Genomic DNA, 22,177 nt, shown 5'->3' on the forward strand with positions numbered 1-22,177 from the left:
CCCCTACTTCCGGGGCCGCCCGGTCGACCCCCGGACCACCAGCTCCGCCGCCACGCGGGCCAGGCCTCCCCGGGGGGCGTCCTCCGTGCCCATCGCGAGGCGGCCCGCGCGCGTGCCCGCCGCGTGCAGCGGCAGGTGGACCGTCGTCAGCGCCGGCACCGCGTCCACCGAGAACGGCAGGTCGTCGAAGCCGGCCACCGACACGTCACCGGGGACCGACAGGCCGCGTTCCCGCAGTGCCGCGCAGACGCCGAGGGCGACCGTGTCGTTGGCGGCGACGACCGCGGTGAGGTCCGGATCGCGGGCGAGGAGCTCGGCCGTGGCCTCGTATCCGGCCCGGCGGTCGTACGCGCCGTGCACCGTCGGCCCCTCGGTGACCCCCGCCGCCGCGAGCGCGGCCCGGTGGCCCTCCAAGCGGTGCCGGGTGGTGGTCCGGTCGGCCGGGCCGGCCGCGTAACCGATGCGCCGGTGCCCGAGTCCGAGCAGGTGCTCGGTGAGGCGCCGCGCGCCGCCCCGGTTGTCGAAGACCAGCGCCGCCGCGTTCGCGTCGCCGGCGACCGGCGGCCGCCCGCACAGCACCACCCGGGTCCCCGCCTCCGCCAGCTTCGCCAGCTTCCCGGTGGTCGCCGCCAGGTGCTCGGGGTCCTCCGGGGAACCGCCCATGAGGATCACGGCCGCGGCCCGCTGGCGCTGGAGCAGGGTGAGGTAGGTCAGCTCCCGCTCGGGGGAGCCGCCGGTGTTGCAGACGACGGCGAGCTTCTCGCCGCCGCCGCGCCCCGACCCGCCCTCCCCGATGGCGCCCTGCGCCGCGCTCGCCATGATCCCGAAGAAGGGGTCGGCGATGTCGTGGACGAGGACGCCGACCAGGTCGGACGTCGCGGCGGCCAGGGAGCTCGCGGGCCCGTTGAGGACGTAGTCCAGCTCGTCGACGGCCCGCAGCACCCGCTCGCGCGTCGACTCGGCGACCGGGTAGTTGCCGTTGAGGACGCGGGAGACGGTGGCGGGGGAGACCCGGGCGCGGGCGGCCACGTCCGCCAGGGTGACGGTCACTGTGTGCGTACCTCCGGGGCCTTGTCGACGGCGATGTCGGCAGGCTAGCGTCACCGCCGATGGAAAGCGCTTTCTATCGAAGCGCGGAACGCCGGGGAGAGGAACCTTTCGTGACACGCAGGACAGTCCGCATCGCCATGAACGGCGTCACCGGACGGATGGGCCACCGCCAGCACCTCGTCCGCTCGATCCTCGCCCTGCGCGACCAGGGCGGCCTCGACCTGGGCGACGGCGAGACCCTCTGGCCCGAACCGGTCCTCGTCGGCCGCCGCGAGCCCGCCCTGCGCGCCCTCGCCGAGCGCCACGGACTCACCGAGTGGTCCACCGACCTCGACGCCGTCCTCGCGGACGACACGATCGACGTCTACTTCGACGCCCAGGTCACCTCCGCCCGCGCCGAGGCGATCACCAGGGCCGTCCACGCCGGCAAGCACGTCTACACCGAGAAGCCCACCGCCGCCGACCTCGCCGGCGCCCTGGAGCTCGCCCGGCTGGCCACCGCGAAGGGCGTCAAGCACGGCGTCGTCCAGGACAAGCTCTTCCTGCCGGGCCTGCGCAAGCTCAAGCGCCTGATCGACGGCGGCTTCTTCGGCGAGATCCTGTCCGTGCGGGGCGAGTTCGGCTACTGGGTCTTCGAGGGCGACTGGCAGGACGCCCAGCGTCCCAGCTGGAACTACCGCGCCCAGGACGGCGGCGGCATCGTCGTCGACATGTTCCCGCACTGGGAGTACGTCCTCCACGAGCTCTTCGGCCGCGTCACCTCGGTGACCGCCCACGTCGCCACCCACGTCCCGCGCCGCTGGGACGAGCAGGGCAAGCCGTACGAGGCCACCGCCGACGACGCCGCCTACGGCATCTTCCAGCTGGAGGGCGGCGCCGTCGCCCAGATCAACTCCTCCTGGGCGGTCCGCGTCCACCGCGACGAACTCGTCGAGTTCCAGGTCGACGGCACCCACGGCTCGGCCGTCGCCGGACTGCGCGACTGCCGCGTCCAGCACCGCTCGGCCACCCCCAAGCCCGTCTGGGACCCGGACGTCCCGGCGACCGAGGACTTCCGCGACCAGTGGCAGGAGGTCCCCGACAACGCCGTGTTCGACAACGGCTTCAAGGCCCAGTGGGAGCTGTTCCTGCGGCACGTCGTCCTCGACGAGCCGTACCGCTGGGACCTGCTCGCCGGGGCCCGTGGAGTCCAGCTCGCCGAGCTCGGCCTGCGGTCCGCCGCCGAGGGCCGCCGCCTCGACGTCCCGGAGGTCGCCCTGTGATCCGCCTGCCCCGGCCCGGCGGCGGCGTACGGGAGTACGTCCCCCGCGCCGCACCCGCGACCCCGGGCCGCGGCGGTCCGCCGGTCTCCCGGACCGTCTTCTCCGCCGCCCACGTGGTCGCCGACCCGTACGCCGACACCGGCCCCGACGCGCCCGCCGCCGTCGACTGGGACGCCACCCTCGCCTTCCGCCGCCACCTCTGGTCCCATGGCCTCGGGGTCGCCGATGCCATGGACACCGCGCAGCGCGGCATGGGGCTCGACTGGGCGGGCGCGGCCGAGCTGATCCGCCGCAGCGCGGCGGAGGCGCGGGCCGTCGGCGGGCGGATCGCCTGCGGGGTCGGCACGGACCAGCTCACCGGCCCCGCGGGCCTCGCGGAGGTGCGCGGGGCGTACGAGGAGCAGCTCGCGCTCGTCGAGGAGACGGGATCGCAGGCCGTCCTCATGGCCTCCCGCGCCCTCGCGGCGGCGGCCTCGGGGCCCGAGGACTACCTCGGCCTGTACGGGCATCTCCTCCGCCAGGCGGGCGAGCCGGTGATCCTGCACTGGCTGGGCCCGATGTTCGACCCGGCGCTCGACGGCTACTGGGGCTCGACCGACCTCGACGCGGCGACCGACACCTTCCTGGAGCTGATCGCCGCGCACCCGGACAAGGTCGACGGCATCAAGGTCTCGCTCCTGGACGCCGGGCGGGAGGTCGCGCTGCGCCGCCGCCTGCCGAAGGGGGTGCGCTGCTACACGGGCGACGACTTCCACTACCCGGAGCTGATCGCGGGCGACGAACAGGGCTTCAGCCACGCCCTGCTGGGCGTCTTCGACCCGCTGGCACCGCTCGCGGCGGAGGCGGTACGGGCCCTGGACACGGGCGACACGGCCGGCTTCCGCGCGATCCTCGACCCGACGGTCGCCCTCTCCCGGCACCTCTTCGGGGCGCCGACCCGCTTCTACAAGACGGGGGTCGTCCTGCTGGCCTGGCTGGCCGGCCACCAGGAGCACTTCACGATGGTCGGCGGCCTGCAGTCCGCGCGCTCGCTCCCGCACCTCGCGCGGGCGTACGAACTGGCGGACGAACTGGGGCTGTTCCCGGACCCGGAGCTCGCCGAGGCGCGGATGCGCTCCCTCCTGGCGGTCCAGGGGGGCCTGCGGTGAACCTCGACCGCTTCAGCATCAACCAGATGACGGTCAGGCAGCTGTCCCTGCCCGACCTGGTCGGCCACTGCCGCCGGCTCGGGATCACGGGCGTGGGGCTCTGGCGCGAACCGGTGCGGGAGTACGGGGTGGAGGCGGCGGCCGCGCTCGTGCGGGACGCGGGCCTGAGGGTCAGCACCCTCTGCCGCGGCGGGTTCTTCACGACGGACGGCTGGGAGGCGGAGAACCGGGCGGCGATCGACGAGGCGGTGGCGCTCGGCACGGACACCCTCGTCCTGGTCTCCGGCGGCCTCACCCCGGCCTTCCCGGACCTGCCCGCGGCCCGGGCCCGGATCACCGAGGCGATCGGCGTCCTCGCGCCGTACGCGGGGGAGCGCGGTGTCCGCCTGGCCGTGGAACCCCTCCACCCGATGTACGCCGCCGACCGCTGCGCGGTCTCCACCCTCGACCAGGCGCTGGCCGTGGCGGAGCACTTCCCGCCCGAGCAGGTGGGCGTGGTGGTCGACACGTACCACCTGTGGTGGGACGACCGGGCCCCGGCGGCGGTGGAACGCGCGGGCGCGGCGGGCCGCATCCACTCCGTCCAGCTGGCCGACTGGACCACCCCGCTCCCGGCCGGCGTCCTGACCGGCCGGGGCCGCCTGGGCACCGGCGCGATCGACCTCCGCGCCTGGGCGGACCTGACGGAGAAGGCGGGCTGGACGGGCCCGGTGGAGGTGGAGATCTTCAACGACGACCTCTGGTCGCGGGACGGCACGGAGGTCCTGGAGGAGACACTGGAGGACTTCCTGACCCTCTGACCCCGGACCCCCGCGGCACACGGCTCCTCACCTGCCGGCGTGCCGCACGTCCATCTGCTCGACCTCCTTGAGCACCCGGGCGACCGTGGCGAAGTCGTTGTCCCGGTGCAGCACGGTCAACCCGTGGTGGACCGCCGTGGCGCAGACGAGGAGGTCGATGACGCCGGCCGCGCGGTGCTGCCCCGTCCGCGTCAGCTTGTACTGGGCGCTCTCCACCCAGCGCCAGGCGTCCTTGGGGACGCGTACCGGCGCGAACATGGCCGCGAGGTCCTCTTCGATCGCCTCGCGATCGTCAGCGTTCAGGGCGCTGAAGAGGAGCTCCGTGCGGGTGGCTTCGCACATGCCGAGGGCGCCGGTCTCGATCTCGGCGTCCCAGCGTCGTTGCGCGGCCGGATCCGTGCCGAGGTGGACGTACGCGCTGGTGTCCACGAGGTAGGTGATCACACTGCGCCCTCGCCGCGCTGGGCGGACTTGCGGGCCTCCCAGTCCCGGCGGGTGCGCTCCAGGTCCCCCCGCGCGCCGCGATCCGCGAGGCGCTGGAACGCGGCGCGGCGGTGGTGACGCCGTATGACCTCTTCCAGGGCTGTGTTGATCGTGTCCTTCTTCGTGGTCGTACCGAGCAGCTTCGCGGCCTCGGCGAGCACGTCGTCGTCCACGTCCACGTTGGTCACACCCATGATCACCCCTTGTGGGTCATGTGGGAGATTCGCCCACATGACCCACATCATAGCCGCGCGCGCAGCCCGGCGGCTGCGACGGACGGGCCCCGGGCGGCCGCGTCAGCGGTGGCCGCCGCCCAGGGGGTCGCCCGGGCCCTTCTTCGCCGCCGCGCGCTTCGTCAGGACCGCCAGGACCACCGGGAGCACGAGGTCGAGCGTCCGGGTCACGGTGGCCGCCGGGATGCCGGTGCGCTTCGCGATCGCGTTCGCCGCCGGGCGGGCCAGCCGGCCCAGGACCCCGGCCATGAGGCCGCCGGCCGCGAGGCCGCCGATGCCGGCGACGCCCTGGAGCGGGGGCTCGGCCGACGCCACCTCGCCGAACGCGGCCCGGACCTCGTCCGCGCTGTCCGGCTCGTCCGCCGCCCGGCGCAGCTCGTCGGCCAGCTCGGCCACCGAACTCCCCACGACCTCCTGCGCCCCCGTGCGGTCGGTGCCGAGCACGTCGGCGATCTCCCGGAGCCTGTCGTCGCCCAGCTCGTTCAGGACGTCGTCCTCGAAGGATTCGCTCATGCCGGAAACGCTACGACCCGCCCCCTCCGTCGGCACGCCGGGAGCGGACGGGGCGCTCCCCGCGTCCCGGCGGCGGGCCGCCCGCCCGGTCGTCCAGGGACCGCCCGCGCTGTCCTACCGGCCCGCTACCGTCGGGTCATGTCCAACGAAGGTCGCGGGCCGGGCTCGGCCGTGCTCGAAGGGGTCCTGGAGCGGATCACCTACGCCAACGAGGAGAGCGGGTACACGGTCGCCCGCGTCGACACCGGCCGCGGGGCCGGTGACCTGCTCACCGTGGTCGGCGCGCTGCTCGGCGCGCAGCCGGGGGAGTCGCTGCGGATGGAGGGCCGTTGGGGCTCGCACCCGCAGTACGGCAAGCAGTTCACCGTCGAGAACTACACGACGCTGCTGCCCGCCACGATCCAGGGCATCCGCCGGTATCTGGGCTCGGGGCTCGTGAAGGGCATCGGGCCCGTCTTCGCCGACCGCATCACGCAGCACTTCGGGCTCGACACGCTCGACATCCTCGAAGAGGCGCCCGCCCGCCTGATCGAGGTCCCCGGGCTCGGCCCCAAGCGGACCGCGAAGATCACGGCCGCCTGGGAGGAGCAGAAGGCGATCAAGGAGGTGATGGTCTTCCTCCAGGGGGTCGGCGTCTCCACCTCCATCGCGGTGCGGATCTACAAGAAGTACGGCGACGCCTCGATCTCGGTCGTGCGGAACCAGCCCTACCGGCTGGCCGCGGACGTCTGGGGCATCGGCTTCCTCACCGCCGACAGGATCGCCCAGGCCGTGGGCATACCCCACGACAGCCCCGACCGGGTGAAGGCCGGCCTGCAGTACGCCCTGTCGCAGTCCAGCGACCAGGGGCACTGCTTCCTCCCCGAGGAGCGGCTCATCGCCGACGCGGTGAAGCTCCTTCAGGTCGACACGGGACTCGTCATCGAGTGCCTCGCCGAGCTGGCGGAGGACCCCGAGGGGGTGGTGCGGGAGACCGTGCCGGGCCCGGAGGGGACCCCCGTGACCGCCGTGTACCTGATCCCCTTCCACCGGGCCGAGCTGTCGCTCGCCGGGCAGCTGCGGCGCCTGCTGCGGGCCGAGGAGGACCGGATGCCGGCCTTCCGGGACGTGGCCTGGGACAAGGCCCTCGCCTGGCTCGCGGACCGGACGGGGACCTCGCTCGCGCCCGAGCAGGAGGAGGCCGTGCGGCTCGCGCTGACCCGGAAGGTCGCCGTGCTCACCGGGGGCCCCGGCTGCGGCAAGTCGTTCACGGTCCGCTCCGTGGTGGAGCTGGCACGGGCGAAGAAGGCCAAGGTGGTCCTCGCCGCCCCGACCGGGCGGGCGGCGAAGCGGCTCGCCGAGCTGACCGGCGCCGAGGCCTCGACGGTCCACCGCCTCCTCGAACTCAAGCCCGGCGGTGACGCGGCCTACGACCGGGACCGGCCCCTGGACGCCGACCTGGTCGTGGTCGACGAGGCGTCCATGCTGGACCTGCTGCTCGCGAACAAGCTGGTGAAGGCGGTGGCACCGGGGGCCCATCTGCTCCTGGTGGGCGACGTGGACCAGCTGCCGTCGGTCGGCGCGGGCGAGGTCCTCGGCGATCTGCTCGCTCCCGGGAGCCCCGTGCCGGCGGTCCGGCTGACCCGCATCTTCCGGCAGGCGCAGGAGTCCGGCGTCGTCACCAACGCGCACCGGATCAACGCCGGCGTCCCGCCGAAGACCGAGGGGCTGCCGGACTTCTTCCTCTTCGTCGAGGAGGAGACCGAGGACGCGGCCCGGGTCGCCGTGGACGTCGCGGCCCGGCGGATTCCGGCCAAGTTCGGCCTCGACCCCCGCCGTGACGTGCAGGTCCTCGCCCCCATGCACCGGGGCCCCGCGGGTGCGGGCTCGCTGAACGGGCTGCTGCAGCAGGTCATCACCCCGGGGCGGCCCGACGTGCCGGAGAAGCGGTTCGGCGGCCGGGTCTTCCGGGTCGGCGACAAGGTCACCCAGATCAGGAACAACTACGACAAGGGTGTCAACGGGGTCTTCAACGGCACGGTCGGCGTCGTGACGCAGCTGGACACGGTCGAGCAGAAGCTGACCGTGCGGACGGACGAGGACGAGGAGGTGCCGTACGACTTCGACGAGCTGGACGAACTGGCGCACGCGTACGCGGTGACCATCCACCGCTCGCAGGGCAGCGAGTACCCGGCCGTGGTGATCCCGGTCACCATGAGTGCCTGGATGATGCTCCAGCGCAACCTCCTCTACACGGCCGTCACGCGGGCCAGGAAGCTCGTGGTCCTGGTTGGCTCCCGGCGGGCCATCGCCCAGGCGGTCCGCACGGTCTCCGCGGGCCGCCGCTTTACCGCACTCGCGTTTCGGCTCACAGGGAGCGCCCCCGTGTGAAAGATCACGGAGGGCTACCGGAACCGGGGCGAAGGGGGCAGGATATGAAGGTTGGCGGCACTGAGTGCCGCCGATTGGCCCAATGGTCGACCCCGAGTGCACTCTCCTGAGCCAAATGGGGGATGGTAGAGACAGTCAGGGCACCTCGAAGAAGAGGCACTACGTCGGTGAGGGATGACGTGAGCGACAACTCTGTAGTACTGCGGTACGCGGACGGTGAATACACCTACCCGGTGGTCGAGAGCACCGTCGGCGACAAGGGCTTCGACATCGGGAAACTCCGAGCCCAGACCGGTCTGGTCACCCTGGACAGCGGATACGGCAACACCGCCGCCTATAAATCCGCGATCACCTACCTGGACGGTGAGCAGGGGATTCTGCGGTACCGCGGTTACCCCATCGAGCAGCTGGCCGAGCGCTCCACCTTCCTTGAGGTGGCGTACCTGCTGATCAACGGCGAGCTGCCCAAGGTCGACGAGCTGGCGACCTTCAAGAACGAGATCACGCAGCACACGCTCGTCCACGAGGACGTCAAGAACTTCTTCCGCGGTTTCCCGCGGGACGCCCACCCGATGGCGATGCTGTCCTCCGTGGTCTCCGCGCTGTCCACCTTCTACCAGGACAGCCACAACCCGTTCGACGAGGAGCAGCGCCACCTCTCCACGATCCGGCTGCTCGCGAAGCTCCCGACGATCGCGGCGTACGCGTACAAGAAGTCGATCGGCCACCCCTTCGTCTACCCGCGGAACGACCTCGGGTACGTCGAGAACTTCCTGCGCATGACCTTCTCGGTCCCGGCGCAGGAGTACGACCTGGACCCGGTCGTCGTCAACGCCCTCGACAAGCTGCTGATCCTGCACGCGGACCACGAGCAGAACTGCTCGACCTCCACCGTGCGCCTGGTCGGCTCCTCGCAGGCGAACATGTTCGCGTCGATCTCCGCCGGCATCTCGGCCCTGTGGGGCCCGCTGCACGGCGGCGCCAACCAGTCGGTCCTGGAGATGCTGGAAGGCATCAAGGCCAACGGCGGCGATGTCGACTCCTTCATCCGCAAGGTGAAGAACAAGGAGGACGGCGTCCGCCTGATGGGCTTCGGCCACCGGGTGTACAAGTCCTTCGACCCGCGCGCCAAGATCATCAAGGCTGCGGCGCACGACGTCCTCTCGGCGCTCGGCAAGTCCGACGAGCTGCTGGACATCGCGCTCAAGCTGGAGGAGCACGCGCTCTCCGACGAGTACTTCGTCTCGCGCAACCTCTACCCGAACGTGGACTTCTACACGGGCCTCATCTACCGCGCGATGGGCTTCCCGACCGAGATGTTCACCGTGCTCTTCGCGCTCGGCCGGCTGCCCGGCTGGATCGCCCAGTGGCACGAGATGATCAAGGAGCCCGGCTCCCGCATCGGCCGTCCGCGCCAGATCTACACCGGCGAGGTCCTTCGCGACTTCGTCCCGGTCGAGGCGCGCTGACCAAGGCCGAGCCCTGGTGGCGAGTGAGCCGAAGGGGCGCGTCGGTGCCGGCACCGGCTCCAGCGCCCCGGAGGCGAACCGAGCCTTGAAGAAGAGGAAGCGCCCCGCCGTCGATCCCCCCACGGGTCGACGAGCGGGGCGCTTCCCATGTCCCGGAGCGGATTCCCCCCACGGGATCCGGGCCGGGCGTCTGCGGGTGTCGGCAGAAGCCAACGCGGGTCGGCGCGACGCGGTCTGCCGGGGTACGTACGGGAGGGCCGCTCAAAGCTCCCCGGTGCACGTGCCCCGGCCAACGCTTGCCTGGAACGTCCCCCAAGACATTCCATGAACGTCCCCCAAGACGTTCTCGGCATCGCCCACTTAGACTCGCGAACAGCCCAGATGGTTACCCCCCAATATCTGTGATCTAGGTCTCTTTGTGAAGGTCTTGTGCGTCACACGTGGGTGAATTCACGTGAAGCGGCGCAGACGAAGGCTGTTGGATACGACGAAGACGGACGAAAAGGCCATCGCCAGACCAGCGATCATCGGGTTCAGGAGGCCGGCCGCGGCGAGCGGGAGCGCGGCGAGGTTGTAGCCGAAGGCCCACCCGAGGTTGCCCTTGATCGTCGCGAGGGTCCGGCGGGCCAGCCGGATGGCGTCGGCCGCGACGCGCAGGTCGCCGCGGACCAGGGTCAGGTCGCTCGCCTCGATCGCCGCGTCCGTGCCCGTCCCCATCGCCAGGCCGAGGTCGGCGGTGGCGAGCGCGGCGGCGTCGTTGACCCCGTCGCCGACCATGGCGACGGTCCGGCCCTCCGACCGGAGCCGCCGGACGACCTCCGCCTTCTCCTCGGGCAGCACCTCCGCGATCACCTCGTCGATGCCGACCTCGGCGGCGACGGCCTCCGCGACGGCCCGGTGGTCGCCGGTGAGCAGCACCGGGCGCAGGCCGAGACCGCGGAGCCGGGCGACGGCCTCCGCGCTGGTGTCCTTGACGGTGTCGGCGACGGTCAGGGTGCCGCGGGCGACCCCGTCCCAGGCGACGTGCACGGCGCCGGGCGCGGTCGTCCCGGGTGCCTCGACGCCCTCGGCGGCGAGCAGGGCGGCCCGTCCGACGAGGACGAGCCGGCCTTCCACGGACCCGCGCACGCCGAGCCCGGGCACGTTCTCGAAGGTCTTCGGTACGGGGAGTTCGCCGCAGCGGTCGGCGGCGCCGGCCGCGATCGCGCGGGCGACCGGGTGCTCGGAGGCGTGCTCCAGGCCGCCCGCGAGCCGCAGGAGCTCGGTCTCGTCGGTGGAGTCGGTGCCGTACGTGCCGCCGTGCACGTGGACGTCCACCAGGCGCATCCGGCCGGTGGTCACCGTGCCGGTCTTGTCGAGGACGACCGTGTCGACGCGGCGGGTGGACTCCAGGACCTCGGGGCCCTTGATGAGGATGCCGAGCTGGGCGCCGCGGCCGGTGCCGACCATGAGGGCGGTCGGGGTGGCGAGGCCGAGGGCGCAGGGGCAGGCGATGATCAGGACGGCGACCGCGGCCGTGAAGGAGGCCGTCGGGTCGTCGGTCAGCAGCAGCCAGGTGACGAGCGTGCCGAGCGCGATCAGCAGGACGACGGGGACGAAGACGGCGGAGACGCGGTCGGCGAGCCGCTGGACCTCGGCCTTGCCGTTCTGCGCGTCCTCGACGAGCCGGGCCATCCGGGCGAGCCGGGTGTCGGCGCCGACCCGGGTGGCCCGGACGACGAGCCGGCCCGAGACGTTGACGCAGCCCCCGGTGACGTCGCTGCCCGCGGTGACGTCCAGGGGCAGGGACTCGCCGGTGAGCAGGGCGGTGTCGACGGCGGAGGCGCCCTCGGCGACCGTGCCGTCGGTGGCGATCTTCTCGCCGGGGCGGACGACGAACAGGTCGCCGGTCCGCAGCGCGGAGACCGGGACGCGCTGCTCCGTTCCGCCGCGCAGGACGGCCACGTCCTTGGCCCCGAGTTCCATCAGGGCACGGAGGGCCGCGCCGGCCGTGCGCTTGGCGCGGGCCTCCAGGTAGCGGCCGAGGAGGATGAAGGTGACGACTCCCGCCGCGACCTCCAGGTAGATCGCCGAGGAGGCCTCGGAGCGGTCGACGGTCAGGTCGAAGCCGTGCCGCATGCCCGGCATGCCCGCGTCGCCGAGGAAGAGGGCCCACAGCGACCAGCCGAAGGCGGCCAGGGTGCCGACCGAGACGAGGGTGTCCATGGTCGCGGCGCCGTGCCGGAGGTTGGTCCAGGCGGCCCGGTGGAAGGGCAGTCCGCCCCAGACGACGACGGGGGCGGCGAGGGTGAGGGAGAGCCACTGCCAGTTGTCGAACTGGAGGCTCGGGACCATGGCGAGCAGGACGACGGGGGTCGCGAGCAGGGCGGAGACGAGGAGCCGCTGCCGGAGGGCGGCGAGCTCCGGGTCGTGCGCCGGCTCGCGCTCCTCCGTGCCCTCGGCCGGCTCGGGGTCCGGCTCGGGCGGCGGGGGCCGCTCCGCGGTGTAGCCGGTTTTGACGACGGTGGCGATGAGCGCGTCGACCCCGACCTCCGGGAGGTGCTCGATCCGCGCCTTCTCCGTCGCGTAGTTGACGGTCGCCGTCACCCCGTCCATGCGGTTCAGCTTCTTCTCGACGCGGGCCGCGCAGGAGGCGCAGGTCATGCCGCCGATGGTCAGTTCGGTGACCGCGGTGTCGACGGGGGATGCGGTGGTGCCGGAGGTCATGTGCGGTTCCAAACGGGAGCAGGGCCGTACCGGTAACGGTACGGCCCTGCGGGGTGTCGGCGGCGGGGCGGTCAGACCAGCTCGTAGCCGGCCTCGTCGACGGCGGCGCGGACGGCCTCCTCGTCGAGCGGGGTGGTGGAGACGACGGTCACCCGGCCGGTCGCGGCGACGGCCGTCACGGACGAGACGCCGGGCAGCTCGGAGATCTCGCTCGACACCGCGCCCTCGCAGTGGCCGCAGGTCATGCCCTTGACCTGGTAGACGGTGGTGAGGTCGGTCTTCGTCTCTGCGGTCATGGCGCTCTCCTCGTGGGTTCAGGACCGTACCCGGTCACCCTATACCCCTAGGGGGTATTAATGCCACCCGGCCGCCGGCGCCGCGCCGGGGATGCCGGCGTGTCCCGGGTCCCGGTGGGGGTCCGCGGGGCCCGGAGTCGGACCCTCCGGCGGGACGCACGCGCGGGCGCCATCCGTCGGTGCGGGCGATCCGGCTGGAACCCATGGTAAATACCCGATATGTCGCAAGCGGGGACCACGCTCATCCTGATCATGGCGATCGCCGTCCTGGCGCCGCTGCTCGCCTACGGAGTCGGCCGCCGGCTCCCCGTCCCGCTCGTCATCTTCGAGATCCTGCTCGGCATCCTCGTCGGCCCCGACGTGCTGGACTGGGCCCGGACCGACGCGCTGATCGACGGACTCTCACAGCTCGGGCTCACGATGCTGATCTTCCTCGCGGGGTACGAGATCGAGTTCGGCAAGGTCCGCGGAGACACCCTCCGGCGCTCCGTGCGGGCCTGGCTGCTCGCGCTCGTCCTCGGGCTCGCCGTCGGCGTCCTGCTCGGCGGCGGATACACCAAGGGGGTCTTCATCGGCGTCGCGCTCACCAGCACCGCGCTCGGCACCGTCCTGCCGGTGCTCCGGGACTCGGGCGACCTCCAGGGCCGGTTCGGCACGGTCGTCATGGCCTTCGGGGCGGTCGGCGAGTTCGGCCCGATCATCGCGATGGCGCTGCTGCTCAGCGGGCGCGGCGCGGCCGAGTCGACCGTCCTGCTCGCGCTCTTCGCGGCGCTCACCGCCGGGGCGCTGTTCTGGGCGCTGCGGCCGCGTCCGCCGTGGTTCTCCCGGATCATCGCCAAGACCCTGCACACCAGCGGGCAGTTCGCGGTCCGGTTCGTCTTCCTGCTGATCGCGCTGATGCTGGGCGCCGCGCAGGCCCTCGGCCTCGACATCCTGCTCGGGGCCTTCGCGGCCGGGCTGATCACCCGGCTCGTCCTGACCGGGGCCGCGCCCGAGTCGGGGCCGCAGATCCTGGAGAAGATCGAGGGCGTCGGCTTCGGCTTCCTCGTGCCGGTGTTCTTCGTCGTGACCGGCATCGAGTTCGACCTGGCCTCGCTCCTCGACGGCGGCCGCTCCCTGCTCCTGCTGCCGGTCTTCCTGCTGCTCTTCCTGGTGGTGCGCGGCGGGCCGATCTGGTTCCTCGCCCCCCGGGACCTCGACCGCCGGGACCGGCGCGGGCTCGTGCTCTACGGCTCCACGGCGCTGCCGCTCGTCGTCGCCATCACGACCATCGGCGTGGACGACAAGGCGATGACGGCCGGCGAGGCGGCGGCGCTCGTCGGCGCGGCCATGGTCTCCGTGCTCGTCTTCCCGCTGGTCGCGCTGAAGTCGCGGTCGGGCGCGAAGGGGCTGCCCTCCGAGCAGATCAGCGGCTCGGAGTCGTGGTGACCGCGGCGCCCTCGACCAGCGGCGAGAGGTAGCGCAGCAGGAGCGTCTTCAGCTCCGCGACGGTGGCGTCCCGCTCGGCGCCCTCGGGTGCGGCGAGGACCAGGTCCAGGCCTCCCTTGAAGGTGGCGAAGGCCATGCCCGCGGTCCGGGCCCGGTCCGCGGCGGGCAGCTCGGGCGCGTAGTGGGCGATGACCCCCTCCACCCGGGTGAGCAGGGTGGAGTGCAGCTCGTCGTGCTCCTCCGCGATCCGGCCGGGGACCTCGGAGCCGTGCATCAGGGCGAGGAAGGCCGGGTTGGCGCAGTTGAACTCGATCAGCGGGTCGACGACCGCGTCCAGCAGCTCGGGCAGCGGCAGGGCGAGGTTCTCCGGGGTGAAGGCCTGGCCGTGGGCCTCCCGCATCTCGTGCAGCAGGCGCTCGCCCAGCTCGATCGCGATGGCCTCCTTGTTCGGGAAGTACTGGTAGAGCGTGCCGGGGGAGACGTGCGCCTCGCGGGCGATCGCGTTGGTGCTGGACGCCGTGTAGCCGTTCGCGCAGAAGACGTTCGCGGCGGCCTGGAGCAACTGCGCGATGCGGCGCTCGCCCCGCGCCTGGCGGCGGCGCGGCTTCTCTTCTTCGGACATGCCTGTCCCCGGATCTCCTCAGTACGTTTGACAAACACGAGAGGTCGCTCGCATTCTTGAGAAACGCGAGTGATCACTCGTGTTTGCCAGTCTATGGCAATGGGTGACCCGTGTGACCTGCCGGGAAGCGCGCACACGGGTCAGGTGAAGGGGACACCTCGTCATGGCCGAAGTCAAGAAGACAGCACCCGGGGGGACCGGATCCCCCCAGCGGGAGGGGGCGGGGGGCTGGACGCGGTTCGTGACCGCACGCCCCCGCCTCACCCTGCTCGTCGCCCTGGTCCTCACCGCCCTCGCGGTGCTGGCCGGCGGCGGGGTCGCCGACCGGATGGGCAGCGGCGGCTGGGAGGACCCGGCCGCCGAGTCCACGTACGCGACCGAGGCGCTGGGGAGCCGGTTCCCCGGCTCCCAGCCCAACCTGCTGCTGCTCGTGGACGCCGGAGAGGCCGGCGCCGACGCGCCCGCGGTCGCCGCCGAGGCCCGCCGGCTCGCCGAGCGGCTCGACGCGGAACCGGGCGTCGACGGAGTCGGCTCGTACTGGTCCACCGGGTCGCCCGCCCTCCGCTCCGAGGACGGCCGCAAGGCGGTCATCGCCGCCCGCATCGCCGGCGAGGAGAAGGAGGCGGCCGCCGTCCTCGACCGGATCGCCCCCGAGTACCGGGGCACCCACGGCCCCGTCGAGGTCTCCCTCGGCGGCGGGCTCGCCGTGCGCCACGAGATGCAGACGGTCATCCAGGAGGACCTGCTGCGGGCCGAGCTCATCGCCCTGCCCCTCACCCTGATCCTGCTCGTCATGGTCTTCGGCAGCGCCGTCGCCGCGCTGCTGCCGCTCGGCGTCGGCATCGTCGCCATCCTCGGCACCAACGCCGTCCTGCGCGGCATCACCGAGTTCACCGACGTCTCCGTCTTCGCGCAGAACCTGACCACGGCCCTCGGACTCGGCCTCGCCATCGACTACGCCCTGTTCGTCGTCCGCCGCTACCGGGAGGAACTCGCCGCCGGCGCCGACACGTACACCGCCGTCCGCACCACCCTGCGCACCGCCGGGCGGACCGTGCTCTTCTCCGCCCTGACCGTCGCCGTGTCCCTCTCCGCGATGCTGGTCTTCCCGCAGTACTTCCTGCGCTCCTTCGCGTACGCCGGGATCGCGGTGGTCCTGCTCGCCGCGACCGCCGCCCTCACCCTCCTCCCCGCGGCCCTCGTGCTGCTCGGCGACCGGGTCAACGCACTCGACCTGCGGCGCCTCCTCCGGCGCCGCACGACCGCCGGGAACCGCCCCGAGGGCGGCGGGGGCGCCGGCTGGGCGCGCGCCGCGGCGCTCGTGATGCGCCGCGCGCCGGTCTTCGCCGTCCTCACCACCGCCGGACTCGTCCTCCTCGGACTGCCCTTCCTCGGCGTGAAGTTCGGCACCGCGGACGACCGCCAGCTCCCCGTCACCGCCTCCTCCCGCGTCGTCCAGGACGAGCTGCGCCACGCGTTCCCCGGCGACCCCGGCGGCGGCCTCACCGTCCTCGCCGAGGGCGAGGCCACCCCCGCGCAGTACGCGGCCTTCCGCGAGCGGATCGGAGCGCTCGACGGCGTGGTCCGCGTCGACGGACCGGTGACCGCCGCCGGCGGCCACGCCTACTTCACCGTCGTCCCCGAGGGCGAGACCGTCGGCGCCGGCGCCCAGCGGGCCGTGGCCGAGCTGCGCGCCGCACCCGCCCCGTTCGACACCTCCGTCACCGGGCAGGCCGCCGTCCTCGTCGACTCCAAGGACGCCCTCGCCGAGCGGCTGCCCTGGGCCGCGGCGATCATCGTGGTCGTCACCCTGCTCCTGGTCTTCCTGCTCACCGGCAGCGTCCTCATCCCCGTCCAGGCCGTCGTCCTCAACGCCCTCAGCCTCACCGCGATGTTCGGCGCGGTGGTCTGGGTCTTCCAGGACGGGCACCTCGCGGACCTGCTCGGCTTCACCCCCACCGGGGACATCGAGACCACCCTGCCCGTGCTCATGTTCTGCGTGGCCTTCGGGCTCTCCATGGACTACGGCGTGTTCCTGCTCTCCCGGATCAAGGAGGAGTACGACGCCACCGGCGACCACGAGCACTCCGTCCGCTTCGGGCTGAGCCGGACCGGCGGCCTGATCACCGCCGCCGCCGTGATCCTCGCCGTCGTCATGGTCGCCATCGGCACCTCCCGCGTCACCAACACCAAGATGCTCGGCCTCGGCGTCGCCCTCGCCGTCCTCATGGACGCCATGGTGGTCCGCAGCCTCCTCGTCCCCTCCGTCATGAAGCTCACCGGCCGCCTCACCTGGTGGGCCCCCGGCCCGCTGCGGCGCTTCCACGACCGCTTCGGCATCAGCGAGTCGGACGCGCCCGCCCCCGAGCGGGAGGCCGCGCCCGCCGCCGAGGGGGAGGACGCCGCGGCGCCGGAGGGACGCCGGGAGGCGGCCCCGCTCCGGCGGTGACACGCCGCGGGGCCGGACCCGGGCTCGGCCGGGGTCCGGCCCCGCGGGGGGACGGCGGAGGGGGCGGTCCCCTCGGGTCAGTCGCGGCGGCCCCGGTTGCCGGGGCGGCTGGCGACCCAGGCGCGGATCGTGTCCGCGTACCAGTAGGGCTTGCCCGACTCCACGTGGTCGGGGGCCGGCAGCAGCCCGTGCTTGCGGTAGGAGCGGACCGTGTCGGGCTGCACCCGGATGTGTGCGGCGATGTCCTTGTACGACCAGAGCGTTCTGTCCGTCATGCCTGGTACCTCCCTGCGCGCCGCGCAGCGGCGGCGGGGGTGCCGTTCGGGGGCGCTGCGGGCGGGCGTTGGCGATCACTGAGCCATTGCCCCCTGCAACGACCCCTCCAGTCGGGAGGGGAGCGCCTGTCGAGCGCCTGTGACGGAAAGCCCGCGTAACGGAGATGCGCGTGACGATCACGGGACGTGTGTGACGAAAGTGAGGCATCGGGACATCGGTGTGTCCCCGTGCGTCACCCCGCCCGGCACGGTAGGGCGACCGGCCGCCCGTCGGTCACACGCCGCAGGACCGCAGGTAGTGCCGGGTGCGCAGCGCGATCGGGTACGGGGCGTCCGGCTCGCACGGATACATGTCCTGCTCGACGATCGCGAACAGGTCCACGTCCAGCGCCGAGGCCGCCGCGAGCACCGGCTCCAGGGCGGGCACCCCGGACGGCGGTTCGCACATCACGCCGCGCGCCACCGCCGGACCGAACGGCACCCCCTCGGCCACCACCCCCGCCAGGACCTCCGGGTCCACCTGCTTCAGATGGAGATAGCCGATCCGCTCCCCGTACGTCTCGATCAGCTTGACGCTGTCCCCGCCGGCGTACGCGTAGTGCCCGGTGTCCAGGCAGAGCGAGACCGCGTCGGGGTCGGTCGCGTCCAGGAACCGCGTCACGCTCGCCTCGTCGTCCAGATGGGTGTCCGCATGCGGATGGACGACGATCCGCAGCCCGTACCGCTCGCGCACCTCCCGGCCGAGCCGCTCGGTCAGCCCCGTCAGGTCCCGCCACTGCGCCGCGGTCAGCGTCCGGTCCTCCAGGACCTCGCCCGTGCGGTCGTCCCGCCAGAACGACGGGATGACGACCAGATGGCCCGCCCCCATCGCCTGCGCCAGGGCCGCGTTCTCGGCGACGTGCCCCCAGGTCCGGTCCCAGACGTCCGGGCCGTGGTGCAGGCCGGTGAAGACCGTCCCCGCCGAGACCCGCAGCCCGCGCCGCCCGGTCTCCTCCGCCAGCACGGCCGGATCGGTGGGCAGATAGCCGTACGGCCCCAGCTCGATCCACCCGTACCCCGCACCGGACACCTCGTCCAGGAAGCGCTGCCACGGCACCTGCCGCGGATCGTCGGGGAACCACACCCCCCAGGAGTCCGGCGCGGAGCCGATCCGGATGCGCGACGGGGCCGGAGACGGGGGCGGGGGCGGCTGCGGTGACGGCGTCGTCATGCCAGCCACCTTGACCGGGGCCCGCGAACAGCGTCAAGGAGGCCGCACCGGCCCGGACGGACGCGTCCGGTCGTCAGAATGTCCGGACATATCGTTGACACGCCTCCGGGCGGACGGCTAGACCTGGGTGCGGAAGCCGGACGCGAGAGGTGGCGCGGGTGGAGTCGGAGCCGTACGACCTGATCACCATGGGGCGCCTCGGCGTGGACCTCTACCCGCTCCAGACCGGCGTCGGCCTCGACCGGGTCGACACCTTCGCCAAGTTCCTCGGCGGCTCCCCGGCGAACGTCGCCGTCGCCGCCGCCCGCCTCGGCCTGCGCACCGCACTCGTCTCCCGCACCGGCGCCGACCCCTTCGGCACCTACCTCCGCCGGCAGCTCAAGGACTTCGGGGTCGACGACCGCTGGGTGACCGAGGTCGACGCCTACCCCACCCCGGTCACCTTCTGCGCCCTCTTCCCGCCCGACGACTTCCCCCTCACCTTCTACCGCCGCCCCAAGGCCCCCGACCTGGAGATCCACCCCCACGAACTCGACCTCGACGCCGTCCGCGCCGCCCGCGTCCTCTGGACCACCGGCACCGGCCTGTGCGCCGAACCGAGCCGCACCGCCACCCTGGAGGCGCTCCGCGCGCGGTCCGGACGGGAGACCACCGTCCTCGACCTGGACTGGCGGCCGATGTTCTGGACCGACCCGGCGGCCGCCCGCCCCTCCTACGCCGAGGCCCTGCGGCACGCCACCGTCGCCGTCGGCAACCTCGACGAGTGCGAGGTCGCCACGGGGGAGCGCGAGCCCCACGCCGCCGCCCGGGCGCTGCTCGCCGCCGGACCCCGGCTCGCCGTCGTCAAGCAGGGCCCTCGCGGCGTCCTCGCGCTCGCCGCCGACGGGACCGGCGCCGAGGTGCCGCCGCTGCCGGTCCGGGTGGTCAACGGCCTGGGCGCGGGCGACGCGTTCGGCGGAGCACTCGTCCACGCACTGCTCGCCGGCCGGGACCTGACCACCGCCCTGCGCCACGCCAACGCCGCCGGCGCGATCGTCGCCGGCCGCCTCGCCTGCTCCTCCGCCATGCCGACCGCGGCCGAGATCGCCGAGGCACTCGCGACCGGTTCCGGCACCCCGGCGGAAAGTTCCGGCACCCCGGCGGAAAAGGGGTAGGGGTCAGGCATGAGCACCCACCGCCCCCCGTCCCTCCACCTCCCCGCCGGAACCGCCGCCCGCGGCCCCTACACGCTCGACATCGACCCCGAGCGGGCCGGCTGGACGTACTGCTCCCTCCGCGTCCTCACCCTCGGACCCGGCGCGATCCACTCCTTCGAGAGCGGGGAATCCGAATGGGTCGTGCTTCCCCTCTCCGGTGCCTGTAGCGTGCGCGTCGACGGCGAGATCCTCGAACTCCTGGGCCGCGCGAGCGTGTTCGACGGAGTGACCGACTTCGCCTACGTACCGCGCGACAGCCACGCCCAGATCGCCTCCGGCGCGGGAGGCCGCTTCGCTTTGGCAGGAGCGAAGTGCGAGCGACGACTCCCCGCCCGCTACGGCCCCGCGCCGGAGGTTCCCGTCGAGACCCGGGGCAGCGGCAACCGCGCCCGCCAGGTGCGGAACTTCGCCGCCGCCGACGCCTTCCCCTGCGACCGGCTCATCGCCGTCGAGGTCGTCACCCCCGGCGGCAACTGGTCCTCGTACCCGCCGCACAAGCACGACGAGCACGTCCCCGGCGCCGAGTCCGTCCTGGAGGAGATCTACTACTACGCGATCGAGGCCCCCGGCGCCCTCGGCTACCAGCGGATCTCCCCCTCCCGGCCCGGCGGCGCCGACCTCCTCGCCGAAGTCCGCAACGGCGACGCCGTCCTCGTCCCCGACGGCTGGCACGGCCCGTCGATCGCCCAGCCGGACCACCCGCTCTACTACCTGAACGTCATGGCGGGCCCCGGCCCCGAGCGGGAATGGCGCATCCGCTTCCACCCCGACCACACGGAGGGATACGCATGAGCGTCCGCCTCACCGTCGCCCAGGCCCTCGTGCGCTTCCTCGCCGCCCAGCACACCGAACGCGACGGCGTGCGGCAGCGGCTCGTCACCGCGACCTGGGGCATCTTCGGCCACGGCAACGTCGCCGGCCTCGGCCAGGCGCTCGTCGAACACCCCGACCTCATGCCCTTCCACCAGGGACGCAGCGAACAGGCCATGGTCCACGCGGCCGTCGGCTACGCCCGGCAGTCCAACCGGCTGCGCGTCCACGCCGTCACCACCTCCATCGGACCCGGCGCCACCAACCTCGTCACCGGCGCCGCCCTCGCCACCGTCAACCGGCTGCCCGTCCTCCTGCTGCCCGGCGACACCTTCGCCACCCGGCCCGCCGACCCCGTCCTCCAGCAGCTCGAAGTCCCCTACGCGGGCGAGGTGTCCGTCAACGACTGCCTGCGCCCCGTGTCGCGCTACTTCGACCGGATCACCCGGCCCGAGGCGCTCATCCCGGCCGCCCTCGCCGCCGTACGGGTCCTCACCGACCCCGCCGAGACCGGCGCCGTCACCCTCGCCCTCCCGCAGGACGTCCAGGCCGAGGCCCACGACTGGCCCGAGGAGTTCCTCGCCGAACGGACCTGGACCGTCCGCCGCCCGCGCCCCGACCCGGCCGAACTCGACGCGGCCGTCCGGGCGGTGCGGGAGGCCGCCCGCCCCATGATCATCGCGGGCGGCGGGGTCCGGTACAGCGCCGCCCAGGACGCCCTGCGCACCCTCGCCAGGGAGGCCGGCCTCCCGGTCGCCACCACCCAGGCCGGCAAGGGCGTCCTGCCCTGGGACGACCCCCGCGACGTCGGCGGGATCGGCCACACCGGCACCCGGACCGCCAACGGCCTCGCCCGCACCAGCGACCTGATCCTCGGCGTCGGCACCCGCTACACCGACTTCACCACCGCCTCCGGCACCCTCTTCCGCCCCGACACGCGGCTCGTCAACCTCAACATCACCGGGTTCGACGCCCACAAGCAGGCCGGGCTCCCGCTCGTCGCCGACGCCCGGGCCGGCCTCGAGGCCCTCACCGAGGCGCTGGCGAGCCACCCGCGGGGCCGCGGACACGACCCGGAGCGATGGGCCGCCGCCAAACGGGACTGGCAGGAGCGGACCGACACCGCCTACGCCGCACCCGACCCGCACGCCCGCCCCACCCAGGCCCAGGTCCTCGGCGCACTCGACACCCTGGTCGACGACACCGACATCCTGATCAACGCCGCCGGCTCGCTCCCCGGAGACCTGCACAAGCTGTGGCGGACCCGGTCCGTCGACCAGTACCACGTCGAGTACGGCTACTCGTGCATGGGCTACGAGATCCCCGCCGCCGTCGGCGTCGCCCTCGCCGCCCCCGGCCGACCGGTCTGGGCCCTCGTCGGCGACGGGACGTACCTGATGAATCCCACCGAGATCGTCACCGCCGTCCAGGAGGGACTGCCCCTCAAGCTGGTCATCCTCCAGAACCACGGCTACGCCTCCATCGGCGGCCTGTCGGAGGCCGTCGGCGCCGAGCGCTTCGGCACCGACTACCGCCACCGGGACCGCTTCGGCGGCTTCACCGGCGCGCCGCTCCCCGTCGACCTCGGCGCCAACGCCGCCTCCCTCGGCATGCGCGTCCTCCGCCCCCGCACCGTCCGTGACCTGCGGGAAGCCCTCGCGGACGCCCGGACCTCGACCGTTCCCACATGTGTCTACGCCGAGACCGAAACGCCCGACACTGTGTCGGGCCCGCCCCCGGCCCAGGCATGGTGGGATGTGCCCGTGGCCGAGACCTCGACCCGCCCGTCGGCGGTCAAGGCCCGGGAGGAGTACGACCGGCACGTCACCGCCCGACGCCGCCATCTCTGAAGGAGCA

Annotated in this window: 19 protein-coding genes; 10 read left to right on the forward strand and 9 right to left on the reverse strand. The window is 73.2% G+C overall.

The features are described 5' to 3' along the window. Positions 1 to 3 precede the first annotated feature (3 nt). Entirely contained in the window at positions 4 to 1,050 is a 1,047-nt protein-coding gene (locus tag ACY0MR_RS23640) for a LacI family DNA-binding transcriptional regulator (RefSeq protein ID WP_473555177.1), read from the reverse strand. 110 nt (positions 1,051 to 1,160) lie between these two features. Here ACY0MR_RS23640 and ACY0MR_RS23645 point away from each other — a divergent pair, with 110 nt between their 5' ends. From ACY0MR_RS23645 to ACY0MR_RS23655, 3 genes are read left to right on the forward strand one after another with little or no spacing between them, the layout of a single operon-like run. Then, positions 1,161 to 2,312, forward strand: coding sequence for a Gfo/Idh/MocA family protein (locus ACY0MR_RS23645; RefSeq protein WP_473555179.1), 1,152 nt, complete (start codon positions 1,161 to 1,163; stop codon positions 2,310 to 2,312). Continuing rightward, positions 2,309 to 3,460, forward strand: coding sequence for a dihydrodipicolinate synthase family protein (locus ACY0MR_RS23650; RefSeq protein WP_473555181.1), 1,152 nt, complete (start codon positions 2,309 to 2,311; stop codon positions 3,458 to 3,460). Before ACY0MR_RS23645 ends, ACY0MR_RS23650 begins: the two co-directional genes overlap by 4 nt. After that, complete coding sequence (locus ACY0MR_RS23655) at positions 3,457 to 4,260, forward strand: sugar phosphate isomerase/epimerase family protein (protein ID WP_473555184.1); 804 nt, start codon at positions 3,457 to 3,459, stop codon at positions 4,258 to 4,260. Before ACY0MR_RS23650 ends, ACY0MR_RS23655 begins: the two co-directional genes overlap by 4 nt. A 27-nt stretch (positions 4,261 to 4,287) precedes the next feature. Here the strand turns inward: ACY0MR_RS23655 and ACY0MR_RS23660 are convergent, their stop codons facing one another. From ACY0MR_RS23660 to ACY0MR_RS23670, 3 genes are all read right to left on the reverse strand, one after another. After that, positions 4,288 to 4,704 carry a PIN domain-containing protein gene (locus ACY0MR_RS23660; protein ID WP_473555186.1) on the reverse strand — a complete coding sequence of 139 codons (417 nt, stop codon included), beginning with the start codon at positions 4,702 to 4,704 and terminating at the stop codon, positions 4,288 to 4,290. Beyond that, positions 4,701 to 4,937, reverse strand: coding sequence for a type II toxin-antitoxin system VapB family antitoxin (locus tag ACY0MR_RS23665; RefSeq protein WP_473555188.1), 237 nt, complete (start codon positions 4,935 to 4,937; stop codon positions 4,701 to 4,703). Before ACY0MR_RS23665 ends, ACY0MR_RS23660 begins: the two co-directional genes overlap by 4 nt. A 102-nt stretch (positions 4,938 to 5,039) precedes the next feature. Next, positions 5,040 to 5,489: a DUF937 domain-containing protein gene (locus ACY0MR_RS23670; RefSeq protein WP_404082616.1), complete on the reverse strand. Its 450-nt coding sequence runs from the start codon at positions 5,487 to 5,489 to the stop codon at positions 5,040 to 5,042. A 138-nt stretch (positions 5,490 to 5,627) separates the two neighbouring features. Here ACY0MR_RS23670 and recD2 point away from each other — a divergent pair, with 138 nt between their 5' ends. After that, entirely contained in the window at positions 5,628 to 7,859 is a 2,232-nt protein-coding gene (gene recD2 / locus ACY0MR_RS23675; protein WP_473555191.1) for an SF1B family DNA helicase RecD2, read from the forward strand. 179 nt (positions 7,860 to 8,038) lie between these two features. Next, on the forward strand, positions 8,039 to 9,328 hold the full coding sequence (locus ACY0MR_RS23680; RefSeq protein WP_026057844.1) for a citrate synthase: 1,290 nt from the start codon (positions 8,039 to 8,041) through the stop codon (positions 9,326 to 9,328). A gap of 450 nt (positions 9,329 to 9,778) precedes the next feature. Here ACY0MR_RS23680 and ACY0MR_RS23685 read toward each other — a convergent pair whose 3' ends face one another. Further along, the gene (locus tag ACY0MR_RS23685; RefSeq protein WP_473555194.1) at positions 9,779 to 12,034 is read right to left on the reverse strand and encodes a heavy metal translocating P-type ATPase; all 2,256 of its coding nucleotides are present in this window, start codon (positions 12,032 to 12,034) and stop codon (positions 9,779 to 9,781) included. Between the two features lie 71 nt (positions 12,035 to 12,105). Further along, on the reverse strand, positions 12,106 to 12,330 hold the full coding sequence (locus ACY0MR_RS23690) for a heavy-metal-associated domain-containing protein (protein WP_473555196.1): 225 nt from the start codon (positions 12,328 to 12,330) through the stop codon (positions 12,106 to 12,108). A gap of 219 nt (positions 12,331 to 12,549) precedes the next feature. Between ACY0MR_RS23690 and ACY0MR_RS23695 the strand changes: the two genes are divergently transcribed. Next, positions 12,550 to 13,758 carry a cation:proton antiporter gene (locus tag ACY0MR_RS23695; RefSeq protein ID WP_361853370.1) on the forward strand — a complete coding sequence of 403 codons (1,209 nt, stop codon included), beginning with the start codon at positions 12,550 to 12,552 and terminating at the stop codon, positions 13,756 to 13,758. Here the strand turns inward: ACY0MR_RS23695 and ACY0MR_RS23700 are convergent. Next, positions 13,736 to 14,380: a TetR/AcrR family transcriptional regulator gene (locus tag ACY0MR_RS23700; RefSeq protein WP_361853367.1), complete on the reverse strand. Its 645-nt coding sequence runs from the start codon at positions 14,378 to 14,380 to the stop codon at positions 13,736 to 13,738. The genes ACY0MR_RS23695 and ACY0MR_RS23700 overlap by 23 nt on opposite strands. A 163-nt stretch (positions 14,381 to 14,543) precedes the next feature. Here ACY0MR_RS23700 and ACY0MR_RS23705 point away from each other — a divergent pair, with 163 nt between their 5' ends. After that, positions 14,544 to 16,829, forward strand: coding sequence for an MMPL family transporter (locus ACY0MR_RS23705; RefSeq protein ID WP_388798591.1), 2,286 nt, complete (start codon positions 14,544 to 14,546; stop codon positions 16,827 to 16,829). Positions 16,830 to 16,906: 77 nt separating this feature from the next. Here ACY0MR_RS23705 and ACY0MR_RS23710 read toward each other — a convergent pair whose 3' ends face one another. Together ACY0MR_RS23710 and ACY0MR_RS23715 are read right to left on the reverse strand one after the other, a co-directional pair. Continuing rightward, positions 16,907 to 17,104 carry a helix-turn-helix transcriptional regulator gene (locus tag ACY0MR_RS23710; RefSeq protein ID WP_341624349.1) on the reverse strand — a complete coding sequence of 66 codons (198 nt, stop codon included), beginning with the start codon at positions 17,102 to 17,104 and terminating at the stop codon, positions 16,907 to 16,909. 274 nt (positions 17,105 to 17,378) lie between these two features. Further along, positions 17,379 to 18,314 (reverse strand): sugar phosphate isomerase/epimerase family protein, encoded by a 936-nt coding sequence (locus tag ACY0MR_RS23715; protein ID WP_361850728.1) that lies wholly within the window; start codon positions 18,312 to 18,314, stop codon positions 17,379 to 17,381. Positions 18,315 to 18,502: 188 nt separating this feature from the next. On the opposite strand from ACY0MR_RS23715, the gene iolC reads away from it, so the two are divergent. The 3 genes from iolC to iolD are packed head-to-tail and all read left to right on the forward strand — an operon-like array spanning position 18,503 to position 22,170. After that, positions 18,503 to 19,468 carry a 5-dehydro-2-deoxygluconokinase gene (gene iolC / locus ACY0MR_RS23720; RefSeq protein ID WP_361850731.1) on the forward strand — a complete coding sequence of 322 codons (966 nt, stop codon included), beginning with the start codon at positions 18,503 to 18,505 and terminating at the stop codon, positions 19,466 to 19,468. Between the two features lie 9 nt (positions 19,469 to 19,477). Beyond that, positions 19,478 to 20,302, forward strand: coding sequence for a 5-deoxy-glucuronate isomerase (gene iolB, locus ACY0MR_RS23725; RefSeq protein WP_473555200.1), 825 nt, complete (start codon positions 19,478 to 19,480; stop codon positions 20,300 to 20,302). Next, on the forward strand, positions 20,299 to 22,170 hold the full coding sequence (gene iolD, locus ACY0MR_RS23730; protein WP_473555202.1) for a 3D-(3,5/4)-trihydroxycyclohexane-1,2-dione acylhydrolase (decyclizing): 1,872 nt from the start codon (positions 20,299 to 20,301) through the stop codon (positions 22,168 to 22,170). Before iolB ends, iolD begins: the two co-directional genes overlap by 4 nt. The last annotated feature ends 7 nt before the right edge of the window (positions 22,171 to 22,177 follow it).

It is taken from the genome of Streptomyces sp. JN8 (genome assembly GCF_055808075.1).